The organism is Ochrobactrum soli, from assembly GCF_003664555.1.
Taxonomy (GTDB): Bacteria; Pseudomonadota; Alphaproteobacteria; order Rhizobiales; family Rhizobiaceae; genus Brucella; species Brucella teleogrylli.
Genome location: NZ_RCHH01000003.1, coordinates 135,041 through 148,042, shown reverse-complemented (window position 1 = coordinate 148,042; position 13,002 = coordinate 135,041). Strand labels below are relative to the sequence as shown.

Genomic DNA, 13,002 nt, shown 5'->3' with positions numbered 1-13,002 from the left:
GCCTTTTTTGTCAAATCTTCAAGACTGGGTCTCTGTCCGAAGCATAATCCTTTTTAAAAAAGCCCACAAACCATGCGGGTTTTCAGGATTATTGCTTAGGCAGCAACAGCTTCAGCCTGCTTCTTAGCGATCTGGCGCTTCAGAAGACGAGCGCGCTGCGACAGTTCCTTGTCGTCAGACTTGACGAGGAAAGCGTCGAGGCCGCCGCGATGTTCAACCGAACGCAGGGCGTTGGCAGAAACGCGCAGACGATAGCTCTGGCCGAGTGCTTCAGAGATCAGCGTAACATTGCAGAGGTTCGGCAGAAAGCGGCGACGCGTCTTGTTGTTCGCGTGGCTGACATTGTTGCCGTACTGGACCGACTTGCCGGTCAATTCACAAGCGCGGGACATTTTGGTCTCACCTTCAATTTTGTTTCCGGCCCTTTTCGTTTTCTTCGAAAAGCGAAAAGGTCCCTCGTTCCGTTTCCTCGCAATCCTTGAGCAAACTGCTTTGCATTTTTGCTGGAATTGCTCAGGCCCCGACCAGAATGTCCGAATTCAAGCATTCAAAGCAATTTAATGCTGCTGGCGCGCGGTTTCGGACAGGCGGCCTATTGGGAAAGTCGCGTTTCTATAGTGACAGGAGCGCTTGCAGTCAAGTGAGATTCCGCCGCGATGCCGTCACAGCGCGGTTTTACGGCATTCGCATCGTCTTCACGAAACGCTGCGATCATAACTTCGCCGGTTTTGCTTGGCTTACACAGATACTGTATCGAAGAATCTCTCGCAACTTTTTGACAGCTCAATGTGGTTGAAAACCATAGGTCCTCTTTCCGGGCCGGGACGCAGAAAGGAACGCCGAATATGATCGAGCCGCCATTCTTATCGAAACCCGTAGCGAACCGGCTGAAAGAGCTTGTTCTCTTGTCATGTGCAGGTTTCGCGCTGACCACGGGAGTAGCACAGGCGAACGATCTCTACAGAACCGAATATGCGATTTCGATTTTCGGCCTTTCCATTGCACGCGCGGCAACCGAAACGACGGTCAGCGGCTCCAGATATGATCTGAACGGCAATTTCAAAACGTCCGGCCTTGCGCGCGTTTTCGATGATACCAAAGGTACGGTGACCGTGACTGGCAATGCGGTCAACGGGCGGGTTGTTCCGAGCGGTTTCGATCTCAATTACAAGCACGGGCGGAAGAACAAGCGCACGACGATACGTTTTGCCAATGGCAATGTGGTGGCTTCGGAAAACCAGCCGCCGGTGAAGAAGCGCGATCCATGGGTGGAGACAGTGCCGCAGGATCTGCTCAATGTCAGTGATCCGCTGAGCGCCCTGATGATCCCCGCTACCGATCCGCGTTCAGTCTGCAATCGCACGCTGAGCGTGTTTGACGGGCAGACGCGCGCCGATATCAAGCTTTCCTTCAACGGCACCGAATCGTTCACCGCCGATGGCTTTACCGGCGAGTCGGTGATCTGCTCGGCCAAGTTCATTCCGATTTCCGGCTATCAGAAAGGCAAGAAGTCGATCGACTATCTGAGCAATAAAAGCCGGATCAGCGTGTCCTTCGCTTCGCTGGGCGATTCGGGCATTTATGCGCCGGTGGTCGCGCGGATAGGCACCCAGATCGGCACGCTGAAAATTACCGCCACGCGCTTCGAGAAGGTGAATTAAAACAACACCGCGCAATCAGTGCGCGGGGTGCAGGCATTCGTCGTGATTGCCCAGAATTTCGATCACCCGGCATTGGTCGATACGGCCATGGGCGGTGCATTCCAGCATGCGTTGCAGTTCCGTCTTCAGAGAGAGAAGCTTGGTGATGCGGTGTTCGATCTCAACAAGCCGGGCGCGGGCGATGGCATCGGCCATGGCGCATGACTGATCGGGATTATCCTGCAATTCGAGCAATGTGCGGATGGAATCCACCTCGAAACCCAGATCGCGCGCGTGGCGGATGAACAAAAGCCGCTGAACATCGCTCTTGTCATAGAGGCGGCGATTTCCCTCCGTGCGCGGCGGCACCGGCAGCAAACCAATCTGCTCATAATAGCGGATGGTGGGCACTTTGACGCCGCTGGCCTTGGAGGCCTCACCAATGGGAAGGTTGTTTGTCATTTTTCTCTTGCTCCTCTAGTCACTAGAGGATGTAGACCTTGTTCAGTACAATTCAAGAGTGCTCTGGAAGGGCAGGTCATGAATAAGGCAATAAACCAGATTCGTTTTCGCGTGGACGGCATGGATTGCGCGTCCTGCGCGACCAAGATTGATACCGCTGTCCGCCGCGTGTCGGGCGTGGAGGACGTCTCCGTTTCGGTCACCGCAGGCACGATGACCGTGCTACATGACGGCAGCAGCAAACCCGAAAATATAGAAAAGAAAGTGCGCAGCCTCGGCTATCGCACAGAACGGCTGGCCGCCGAAAAGCGCGCCGATGCGCCCAAGCCTGACGCGCATGCGCACGACCATGATCACGGAAATTGCGCTGGTCACGACCATGATCATGACCACGGCGATGACCATTCGGGGCACACTCACGATCACGACCATGATCATTTTGGGCATGACCACGATCATGAGGATGAACCGGCAGCCATACCGGCATCGGCCAACAGCTTCCGTTTCCAGGTGTCGGGCATGGATTGCGCGTCCTGCGCCGCGAAGATCGACACGGCGGTGCGCCGCGTTGCAGGCGTCAGCGATGTGTCGGTTTCCGTGACCAACGGAACCATGACTGTCAATCATGATGGCTCTGCAAACAGTGACGAGATTGCCGGAAAGGTGACGGGGCTTGGTTATAAAACCGCCCTCGCCACACCGCCATCCGCAGTGGCGCCCAAGGCCAGCGCACCGTCCAAGCCCCTGTCATGGTGGCGGACGGACAAAGGCCGCACGATGCTCATCAGCGGCGGCGGCCTGGTGGTGGCCTATGTGATCGGTCATCTTTATCCGCCGATCTCGCTCTGGGCCTTTACAGCGGCGATGCTGATCGGTCTCGTGCCGATTGCGAGACGCGCTTATATGGCTGCGATCAACGGCACGCCGTTCTCCATCGAAATGCTGATGACGATTGCCGCCATTGGCGCGGTGTTCATTGGCGCGACAGAGGAAGCGGCGGCAGTCGTGTTCCTTTTCCTCGTCGGCGAATTGCTGGAAGGCGTTGCGGCGGGCAAGGCCCGGGCCAGCATCCAATCGCTGACCGCCCTTGTGCCGAAGACGGCCTTTCTGGAACGCAATGGCGCGACCACGGAAGTTGCTGCCGACAGCCTTGGCGTGGGCGATGTCATTTCCGTGCGCCCGGGCGACCGTATGCCAGCAGATGGTGAAATCCTGTCCGGTGAAAGCGCTATCGATGAAGCGCCAGTCACCGGCGAAAGCACGCCGGTCGGCAAGACCGCAGGCGACACTGTCTTTGCCGGAACGATCAATGGCGATGGTCTGCTGCGTGTGAAGGTGACGGCTGCCGCACAGGACAACACCATCGCGCGCGTCGTGCGGCTGGTGGAGGAAGCGCAGGAGGCCAAGGCTCCGACCGAGCGTTTCATCAATCGCTTCTCGACCTGGTACACGCCCGGCGTGGTGGTCGTTGCCGCACTCGTGGCCATTCTCCCGCCGCTGGTCGCGGGGGGCGCATGGGACGAGTGGATCTATAAGGGCCTTGCGATCCTGCTGATTGGCTGCCCTTGCGCGCTGGTCATTTCCACACCGGCTGCAATCGCTGCGGCCCTGTCGTCGGGCGCCCGGCGCGGCCTTCTCATGAAGGGCGGCGCCGTGCTTGAAACCATCGGCAAGATCACGACCGCCTGTTTCGACAAGACCGGCACGCTGACCGAGGGCAAACCGAAGGTTACGGACGTGCTTGCCGGTGCTCTGCCGGAGGATGAGGTGCTGCGCCTTGCTGCATCGCTCGATGCAGGTTCAAGCCATCCGCTGGCGCTGGCCATCGTGTCGGCGGCGGAAGAGCGCGGGCTGAAGCTTTCTGCGGTCGCGAAAGGCAAAGCTCATGGTGGCAAGGGCGTGTCCGGTACTGCGGACGGCACCGAACTGTTCCTCGGGTCTCGCAAGGCGGCAAACGATGTGTCGGCTATCCCCGAGGCACTGGCTACCCGGATCGCTGCCTGCAACGATGAAGGCAAGACGGTTTCGGTGCTGGTCGCCGGTGGCAGGATTGCCGGTGCAATCGCCATGCGTGACGAACCGCGCGCAGACGCTGTTGCCGGGCTCAAGGCACTGAAAGATGCCGGTATCCGCACGGTGATGCTGACGGGCGATAACCGCCGCACGGCAGAAGCTATCGGGCGCGACCTCGGTATTGAGGTGCGCGCCGAACTGCTGCCCGAGGACAAGCAGCGCATTGTCGGCGAATTGCGGGGTGAGGGGCAGATCGTCGCCAAGGTCGGTGATGGTATCAACGATGCGCCCGCACTTGCTGCCGCCGATGTGGGCATCGCCATGGGTGGCGGTACGGATGTGGCGCTTGAAACCGCGGACGCCGCCGTGCTGCATGGCCGGGTCGGCGATGTGGTGGCGATGGTCGATCTGTCGAAGCGAACCATGCGCAATATTCATCAGAATATCGCCATTTCGCTTGGGCTGAAGGCTGTCTTCCTCGTGACGACCGTGCTGGGCATTACCGGGCTGTGGCCCGCCATTCTGGCCGATACCGGCGCGACCGTGCTGGTGACGATGAATGCGCTGCGGCTGTTGAGGCAAAAAGCCTGACGGCCTCTCCGGCCCCCTCATCCTGAGGAGGTGCGCAGCACCGTCTCGAAGGGCAACGGGAAATAGCTCGGTGCCTGATCCTTCGAGACGCCGTCTTCGACGGCTCCTCAGGATGAGGGGCGGAGGCGCTGGGTGAGAATGATGAGGCGCTGGGGGGAGGGACGAGACTATTCCCCGATCAGTTCGCGGATGCGGTCGCCATATTGCTTGCCGAAGGCGACGTGTTCGGGATTGATCCCCTTCACCTCGTCGACGAGCTGGTCTTCTTCTTCCGCATCGACGGCGGCAAGGGCGCTCATCATGGCGAAATAGGCGAGCAGATAATCGCGTGGCGTGATGTTCTGCGCCTTCATCAGTTCCACGACCTGCGGGCGCGATTCGATGCTCTTCACCATGGAATCCATCGAAGGCTGTGCATCCAGCCCTTCTTCCGCAGTCGGAGACAGCTGCATCTTCTCAAGCTCGGCATGGACCTTCTCCATGCGCGTCAGAAGATCTTCCGTCAGCTTGAAATTGTTAATTTCAGCCGGCGTTTCCGGCGGCGTGGCGATCGACAGGATGTCTTCCGCATAAGCCATTCCGGCAGAAGCAGGCAGGACAACAAGCGACAGGCCAATAAGAGCGGCGCGGTTCAGGCTTTTGAAGCGGGAAAGGGTCATCGTCGTCTTATCCTAAAAGCATAATCCCGAAACGTTGCAGACTTTTCGGACAAGATTATGCGTGAAACAATTATATAGAGCAGTCGCCACGGGCGACGGCTCTAAAACAGGTCTTTGCGCTTGCGGATCTCTGCAAACACGGCTTCGTCGGGCGCATCCTGCATGCCAAGGCGGGCACGAATGCGGCTGTCATGCCAGCGCAGGAACGGATTGGTGGCCATTTCGAGGCTGATGCTCGACGGCAAGGTCATCTTGTCGGCAGTGCGCAGTCGCCCGATCTCCAGCGCCCGTTCTTTCAGCGCGGAATTATCCGGGTCGATGCTCAGCGCGAAGCGCGCATTGCTTTCGGTATATTCGTGGCCGCAATAGACGGCGGTATCGCCGGGCAAAGCAACGAGCTTTTGCAGCGAGCGGAACATCGTCGCTGGCGTCCCCTCGAAAAGCCGCCCGCAGCCAAGCGCAAACAGTGTATCGCCGCTGAAGACCACTTGGGCGTCGGGGATGTAATAGGAAATTTCGCCAGCCGTATGGCCGGGCGTGGATAGGACCCTGACCTTGAAAAGCCCGAAGGTGAATTCGTCGCCGTCGTGGACCGTGCGGTCGATGCCGGGGATTTTGCTCTCTTCATCCTTGGGGCCGATGATGCTGAGGCCAAACTTCTTTTTCAGTGCGGCATTGCCTTCGACATGGTCGAGATGATGATGCGTGGTGAAGATGAAATCAAGCGTCCAGCCGCGCCGTTCCAGCGCTGCTTCGATGGCATAGGCGTCGGGCGCATCGATGGCCGCCGTCAGCGCGCTGACGGGATCGTGGATCAACACGCCATAATTGTCGCTGCGGCAGATGAACTGTTCGATCTCAAGCTTGTGTGCGATTTCGACCATGCCGCGATTCCCTCAATTCCCGCTGTTCATATGACTATGATGCGGGCTTATTGTCCTCTGTCAATGAATGCTTCTGGATAAGCGGCATTTGTAAAAGCGTGAAGATGATGGTGATGGGCATGATGGCCCAGACCTTGAACGAAACCCACGCATCGGTGGAAAAATTGCGCCACACGACTTCATTGGCTACCGCCAGAAAGATGAAGAACAGGCCCCAGCGGAAGGTGAGCTTTTTCCAGCCCTCGGCATCGAGCCGGAAGGCCGAATCGAACACATAGCCCAGAAGCGACTTGCCGAAGAACAGGCCGCCCAGAAGGATCGCGCCGAACAGCGTGTTCACGATAGTCGGCTTCATCTTGATGAAGGTGTCGTTGTGCAGCCAGAGCGTCAGCGCGCCAAACACCAGAACCACAATGCCGGAAATGAGCGGCATGATGGGCAGGGTGCGCGTCATGGCCCATGAAATGGTGAGCGCGATCACCGTCGCGACCATGAACAGGGCGGTGGCCAGAAAGATCGGCTCGCCGATGGAAGCGAGCACGGGAAAACGTTCGATCAGCGTTTCGCCGCGCGCATTGGCGAAGAAGAATACCAGAAGCGGCCCCAGCTCCAGCACCAGCTTGAGCAGTGGTGGCACTTCCTTGCGCTCGGCTTCGCTCTTCTGCGACGGATCGCGTTCGAAGACGGGGTGCTCCATCAGGCAACTCCTGCAATGGCGCGGGCAAATTCATTGGCCGCAAATGGTTCGAGGTCATCGACGCCTTCGCCGACACCGATGAAATAGACCGGCAGCTTGTGCTTGGCCGAAATGGCGACAAGAATGCCGCCCCGCGCCGTGCCGTCAAGCTTGGTCATGACCAGCCCGTTCACACCGGCGATATTTTTGAAGATTTCCACCTGATTGAGCGCGTTCTGGCCTGTCGTGGCGTCGAGCGTCTGCAACACCGTATGCGGCGCTTCCGGGTCGTGCTTGCCAAGCACGCGCACGATCTTGGCCAGTTCGTCCATCAGTTCGGCCTTGTTCTGCAAGCGCCCGGCTGTATCGATGATTAGCACGTCGCTGCCCGCGTCCCGGGCTTTTTCCCAGGCGTCATAGGCGAGGCCCGCCGCATCAGCGCCCAACTTGGACGAGACGACCGGTGCGCCGGTGCGTTCTCCCCAGATATGCAGTTGTTCGATGGCTGCGGCGCGGAAAGTGTCGCCCGCCGCCAGCATGACTTTCAGGCCACCTGCCGTCAGCTTTGCCGCGAGCTTGCCGATGGTCGTGGTCTTGCCGGTGCCGTTGACGCCGACCACCAGAATGACATGCGGCTTATGCGAAAGGTCGAGTTCCAGCGGCCTGGCGACGGGACCCAGCACTTTCTCGATTTCCGTGCTCATGATCGAGCGCACTTCATCGCTCGAAACATCCTTGCCATAGCGCCCGGAGGCCAGCGCATCGGTGACGCGCATCGCGGTCTCAAGGCCAAGGTCGGCCTGGATCAGCACGTCTTCCAGATCCTGAAGCGTGTCTTCGTCCAGCTTGCGCTTGGTGAAAATGCCACCAATGGATTCGCTGAGCGACGAGGACGAACGCGACAGGCCGCGCCGCAAACGCTCGAACCACGACAGTTTCGGCTCGGCGATAGGGGCGGCAGGCGCTTCTTCCGCCTGTTCCTCGACGGCCTTGGAAACCTTGACCTTCTTCGGCTTGGCGGGCGCTGGCGCTGGTTCAGGCGCAGGTGCAATTTCCGCCACCGGCTCCGCTTCGACGGGAGCAGGTGTTTCGACAGGCTTCGGCTCTTCGGGCTTTTCCGGTTCAGGAGCCGGTTCTGGCTCGGCTTCGGGTTCCGGTTCGGCCTCTGGCTCAATAAACGGCGGTTCGATCACCGCCGGTTCCATGACCGGTGGCTGCTCGATTGGAATTTCGATTTCCGCGACCGGATGTTCCGGTTCGCGCTGTTCTTCGGCAGTTTCCTCGACCGCAGCAGGCTCTTGCGGCTTTTCCGGCTGCGCTTCGACAGGTTCGGCAACCGGCGCTTCCAGCTCGGCATGAACCGTCGGTTCTTCGGCTATCGGTGCTTCCGGCGCTTCAGGTTCTGGCGCGGGTTTGACTTCGGTTGCGGCCTCGGGCGCAGGTTGATCGACCGGCGTTTCCTCGACCTCCTTCTTGCCGAAGGAGAACATTCTCTTGATGAAACCGATAGCCATGGATTCCGATGCCTTAGTTTATGCAGCTGATGGTCAGGCGGCGCGGGTGAGAAGTTTCTCACCGTCGTGGCCCGTCACCACACGCTCGATGATTTCGCCCGGTGCGCCATTATTAATGGCTGCGAGCGTAAAGCCTTCCGTGCGGGCGATGCCTTCCTTCTCGATCAGCAGACGCTGGGTCGTGCCGGTGAGCGAGGCAAGATGTTTCTCATAAGCCCTGTCGCCCTCGGCGCGCAGCCGGGCGGCGCGCTCCTTGACGATTTCGCGCCGCACCTGCGGCATGCGCGCGGCAGGCGTGCCTTCGCGTGCGCTATAGGGGAAGACGTGCAGATGGGTCAGCCCGCATTCCTCGACGATCTTCATCGAGTTCTGGAACATGTCCTCGGTTTCGGTCGGAAAGCCGGTGATGATGTCGGCACCGAACACGATATCTGGCCGCAGTGAACGCACGGTTTCGCAGAAGCGGATGGAATCGTCGCGCAGATGGCGGCGTTTCATCCGCTTCAGGATCATGTCGTCACCCGCCTGCAAGGACAGGTGCAGATGTGGCATTAGCCGCTTTTCATTGGCAATGGCGTCCATCAGATCGTCATCCGCCTCGATGGAATCGATCGATGAGAGGCGAAGGCGCTGAAGATCCGGCACCTGATTGAGAACAGTCTTGACCAGTTTGCCAAGACGCAGGCTTCCCGGCAAGTCCGGCCCATAGGAGGTCATGTCCACGCCGGTCAGCACCACCTCGGCATAACCATTGCCGACAAGGCGCTTCACCTGTTCCACCACAGCACCCATCGGCACCGAGCGGGAATTGCCGCGGCCATAGGGAATGATGCAGAAGGTGCAGCGATGGTCGCAGCCATTCTGGACCTGCACGAAAGCGCGCGCCCGGCCTTCGATGGCATCGACCATGTGGCTTGCGGTTTCGCGCACTTCCATAATGTCGTTGACGCGCACCTTCTCGAACTGGTTCACGCCGAAATCGGGCAGCATCCGATAAGAGTTGGATTTCAGCTTTTCCTCATTGCCAAGCACGAGGTCCACTTCATCCATGGAGGCGAAATTGTCGGCTTCGGTCTGCGCCGCGCAGCCGGTCACGATAATGCGGGCTTCCGGATTTTCGCGCCGCGCCTTGCGGATGGCCTGACGGGCTTGACGCACGGCTTCCGATGTCACGGCGCAGGTGTTGAAGATGATTGCGCCATCCTTCAACTGTCCAAGACCGGCAGCGTCGGCTTCGCGCTTCATCACCTCGGATTCATAGGTGTTGAGACGGCATCCGAATGTTACGACTTCCACACTCATCAGGCAGCACCCTTATCCCCAGTCTTGTCGGTTGCCGGGCCGCCTTCAAGATCGCGGCTCCAGTCGCCGCTTGCCGGGTCGAATGTGCCGGAAAATTCCCATTCCGCCGGACCGGTCATCATGACGTGATCATCATCGCGCCATTCGATCTTGAGCGGGCCGCCCGGAACATTGACCGTGACGTTGCGGCCAGTGCGGCGCGTGCGTGCGCCGGAAACGGCGGCGGCGCAGGCGGCGGAACCGCAGGCGCGGGTCAGCCCCGCGCCACGTTCCCAGGTGCGCAGATCCATTGTTTCCGGCGACGTGACGCGGGCAATCGAGATATTGGCGCGTTCCGGGAAAATCGGATGGTTTTCCAGAAGCGGGCCGAACTTTTCCAATTCATAGGACCATACATCTCGGTCCACCCAGAAGATCGCATGCGGATTGCCCATGGAGGCAACCGAAGGCGAATGCAGCACGGGCGCATCGATGGGCCCGACCTGCAATTCGATCATCCGCGTGTCGTGGAATTCTTCGGCGAGCGGGATTTGCTGCCATTCGAAATGCGGCTTGCCCATATCGACGGTGATCAGCCCGTCATCATGTTCCGTTGCGGTCAGAATTCCGGCGCGGGTTTCAAAGGTGAAGGCGCGCTTGCCGGTCTCGGCGGCCAGCGCCTGCACCACGCAGCGCGTGCCGTTGCCGCAAGCTTGCGCTTCCGTGCCGTCGCAATTGATAATGGAGATATAATTGTCGGTGCCCGGCGTGCGTGGATCATGAATGGCCATGATCTGGTCGAAGGCCGTTTCACGCGCACTGGCAAGATGAATGGCGGCGTCGGGCGTGATGCGGTCTGCGCGACCGCGCATATCGGCAACGATGATCTGATTGCCGAGCCCGTTCATCTTGGCGAAGGCTGCCCTGGTGGCCATGGTTTCTGTAGTTCCGTTCTGCCTGCGGTTGCATTGAAGCATCCGACACGGTTCATTGAATGAGTTATCTGGCGTCTATATGGCGGAAAACCCGGCAAATTGCCAGTGCCAGCAATGAAGCTAACCTTGCTAGGGGCTTATAGGGCTGATTGTGCCGTTCCGTTTCGATCTGCGCAGATACTAAACTGTGGCCTTCCTGTCCCAGTCACCAAATATATGAGCAATTTCAAACCCGGAATGGTCCCTCCTGCTCAAATTGCCGGGCGGCAGTGTTGATTTTTTAACCATATAGCCATTTTATCGCGGCAATATTGTCGTGATGTTTGGTTTCGCAAGAGCGTGGTTCGCGCCCTCTTTCCCCGAGACCTCGACCGAAATGGAGAACCTGATGGGAATTTCGAAAGCAAGTTTGCTGAGCCTGGCGGCGGCTGGCATCGTACTGGCCGGCTGCCAGAGCTCCCGGATGAACAATGATCTCGGCCCGGTTTCGCCGCCCCCTCCGCCAGCGCCCTTGCAGGCCGCGCCGCAGGGAGCCGTTCAGAAGGGCAATCTCAATTCACCGGATGCTTCGCAATTCCCGACCGCGCCCACGACCAATCCCAGCATGCAGCCGGGCAACACGCAGGTTGCAAGCCTGCCGCCCGCATCCGCGCCTGATCTGACGCCGGGCACGGTCGCAGGCGTCTGGAACGCTTCGCTTGGCGGCCAGAGCTGTAAGGTTGCTACGCCCCAGACCAAATATGGTCAGGGTTTCCGCGCAGGCCCGCTGCGCTGCCCGGGCGAACTGGCAAACCTCGCTTCCTGGGCAGTCAACGGCAAGCAGCTTGTGCTTTACGATGGATCGGGCGGCACGGTCGCTTCGCTCTATTCGTCCGGTCCAGGCCGTTTCGACGGCCAGACCACCGGCGGTCAGGCTCTGTCGCTTTCTCGCTGATATAAAGCCGAAACAATCGATCACGGCGGGGCGTCTCCGGACTGCTCCGCCGATGTTTAATTAGAGGTTCACGGAACCTGTCATGTCCTTTGATGGTAATCTGAAAGCGTTTCCCTCCGTCCGCGAGCATTATGATGCGATGGTAGCATCCGGCGATGTGGAGGCCGATCCCGCCCAGTTGCAACTCACCGACCGCTACGACCGGCTAATCGAGGAAATCTGCACCAAGCGGCTTTCCCGCAAATCCAGCGCGCTGGGCTGGCTGTTCGGCAAGCGCAAGCAGGCGCAGGAGATCGTCAAGGGGCTTTATGTCCATGGCGAGGTCGGGCGCGGCAAGACCATGCTGATGGATATGTTCTTCCAGCTTCTGCCCGTCGAACGCAAACGCCGTGCGCATTTCAACGATTTCATGGCCGATGTGCATGACCGTATCAATGCGCATCGTCAGGCTTTGAAGCGCGGAGAAACCAAGCAGGACGATCCGATCCCGCCGGTCGCCGATGCGCTGAGCGCACAGGCCTGGGTGCTGTGCTTCGACGAATTCACCGTCACAGACATTGCCGATGCGATGATCCTGTCGCGCCTCTTCAGCGCGCTTTTCGCGCGCGGGGTCGTGCTGATCGCTACGTCGAATGTCGCGCCGGACAATCTCTATCGCGACGGCCTCAACCGTCAGCTGTTCCTGCCCTTCGTCGATATTCTCAAGAAGCATGTCGATGTGATCAATCTCGATTCGCGCACCGACTACCGGCTGGAAAAGCTCGATTTGCAGCCGGTTTATCTCGCTCCGCTCGGCGGCGAGACGGCAAAGCGGATGGATGCCGCCTGGGCCGCGCAGAAGGACGGTATGGAAGAAAGGCCGGACGCGATCCGCATTAAGGGGCGTGACGTCGAGGTGCCGCGTGCTGTTCCGGGTGCTGCGCGTTTCAGTTTCGAGGAACTGTGCAGCCGTCCGCTCGGCGCTACGGACTATCTGGCCATTGTCGGTCGCTATTCGACCTTGTTCATCGACAATGTGCCGATGCTCGACCTGTCGCGACGCAATGAAGCCAAGCGTTTCATCCTGCTGGTGGACGTTCTTTACGATCACCACGCCCGCGTGTTCATCACGGCGGAAGCGCAGCCGGAGAAGCTCTACGTCGCAAAAAGCGGCACCGAAGCGTTCGAATTCGACCGCACCGCGTCGCGTCTTTTTGAAATGCAGAGCGCCGAATATCTGTCGCAGATACCGGAGAATGCCGGGTGAGACCTGTGCGTTTCGCGCATCGGTTTGGTGGAGAGTACGGCTCGCCGATTCTGCGGGCTCTCTCTGGCGAGCAATCTCCTGATCCTATCATCTGATTGCCACAGACTGGACTTATATCCTCAATCGGCTATCGTGCCCGCGCAAATTCAGCGCATTTGCCCCGGAAC

The 13,002-nt window shown here is 59.3% G+C and carries 12 protein-coding genes; 4 read left to right on the top strand and 8 right to left on the bottom strand.

Annotation, left to right across the window (positions count from 1 at the left end):
- Window positions 1–95 precede the first annotated feature (95 nt).
- Complete coding sequence (gene rpmB, locus D8666_RS06100; RefSeq protein ID WP_078337585.1) at window positions 96–392, bottom strand: 50S ribosomal protein L28; 297 nt, start codon at window positions 390–392, stop codon at window positions 96–98.
- A gap of 453 nt (window positions 393–845) precedes the next feature.
- On the opposite strand from rpmB, the gene D8666_RS06095 reads away from it, so the two are divergent.
- Window positions 846–1,661, top strand: coding sequence for a DUF3108 domain-containing protein (locus tag D8666_RS06095; protein ID WP_121536818.1), 816 nt, complete (start codon window positions 846–848; stop codon window positions 1,659–1,661).
- 15 nt (window positions 1,662–1,676) lie between these two features.
- Here D8666_RS06095 and D8666_RS06090 read toward each other — a convergent pair whose 3' ends face one another.
- Complete coding sequence (locus D8666_RS06090) at window positions 1,677–2,102, bottom strand: MerR family transcriptional regulator (RefSeq protein ID WP_109369982.1); 426 nt, start codon at window positions 2,100–2,102, stop codon at window positions 1,677–1,679.
- Between the two features lie 78 nt (window positions 2,103–2,180).
- Here D8666_RS06090 and D8666_RS06085 point away from each other — a divergent pair, with 78 nt between their 5' ends.
- A complete protein-coding gene (locus tag D8666_RS06085; RefSeq protein WP_121536816.1) occupies window positions 2,181–4,706 on the top strand; it encodes a heavy metal translocating P-type ATPase in 2,526 nt (841 codons plus the stop codon).
- Between the two features lie 167 nt (window positions 4,707–4,873).
- Here D8666_RS06085 and D8666_RS06080 read toward each other — a convergent pair whose 3' ends face one another.
- The 6 genes from D8666_RS06080 to dapF form a co-directional block, all read right to left on the bottom strand.
- Window positions 4,874–5,365, bottom strand: a complete 492-nt coding sequence (locus D8666_RS06080; RefSeq protein WP_121536814.1) for a hypothetical protein — start codon at window positions 5,363–5,365, stop codon at window positions 4,874–4,876.
- A gap of 101 nt (window positions 5,366–5,466) precedes the next feature.
- Window positions 5,467–6,249 (bottom strand): hydroxyacylglutathione hydrolase, encoded by a 783-nt coding sequence (gloB, locus tag D8666_RS06075; RefSeq protein ID WP_121536812.1) that lies wholly within the window; start codon window positions 6,247–6,249, stop codon window positions 5,467–5,469.
- A 34-nt stretch (window positions 6,250–6,283) separates the two neighbouring features.
- A complete protein-coding gene (locus tag D8666_RS06070) occupies window positions 6,284–6,946 on the bottom strand; it encodes a septation protein A (RefSeq protein WP_121536810.1) in 663 nt (220 codons plus the stop codon).
- Entirely contained in the window at window positions 6,946–8,439 is a 1,494-nt protein-coding gene (ftsY, locus tag D8666_RS06065; RefSeq protein WP_121536808.1) for a signal recognition particle-docking protein FtsY, read from the bottom strand. Before ftsY ends, D8666_RS06070 begins: the two co-directional genes overlap by 1 nt.
- A 33-nt stretch (window positions 8,440–8,472) precedes the next feature.
- Entirely contained in the window at window positions 8,473–9,741 is a 1,269-nt protein-coding gene (gene mtaB / locus D8666_RS06060) for a tRNA (N(6)-L-threonylcarbamoyladenosine(37)-C(2))-methylthiotransferase MtaB (protein ID WP_121536806.1), read from the bottom strand.
- Window positions 9,741–10,655, bottom strand: coding sequence for a diaminopimelate epimerase (dapF, locus tag D8666_RS06055; protein ID WP_121536804.1), 915 nt, complete (start codon window positions 10,653–10,655; stop codon window positions 9,741–9,743). Before dapF ends, mtaB begins: the two co-directional genes overlap by 1 nt.
- A 388-nt stretch (window positions 10,656–11,043) precedes the next feature.
- Here dapF and D8666_RS06050 point away from each other — a divergent pair, with 388 nt between their 5' ends.
- Entirely contained in the window at window positions 11,044–11,589 is a 546-nt protein-coding gene (locus D8666_RS06050; protein WP_121536802.1) for a protease inhibitor Inh/omp19 family protein, read from the top strand.
- Between the two features lie 82 nt (window positions 11,590–11,671).
- Window positions 11,672–12,835: a cell division protein ZapE gene (gene zapE, locus D8666_RS06045; protein ID WP_109369973.1), complete on the top strand. Its 1,164-nt coding sequence runs from the start codon at window positions 11,672–11,674 to the stop codon at window positions 12,833–12,835.
- Window positions 12,836–13,002: the final 167 nt, after the last annotated feature.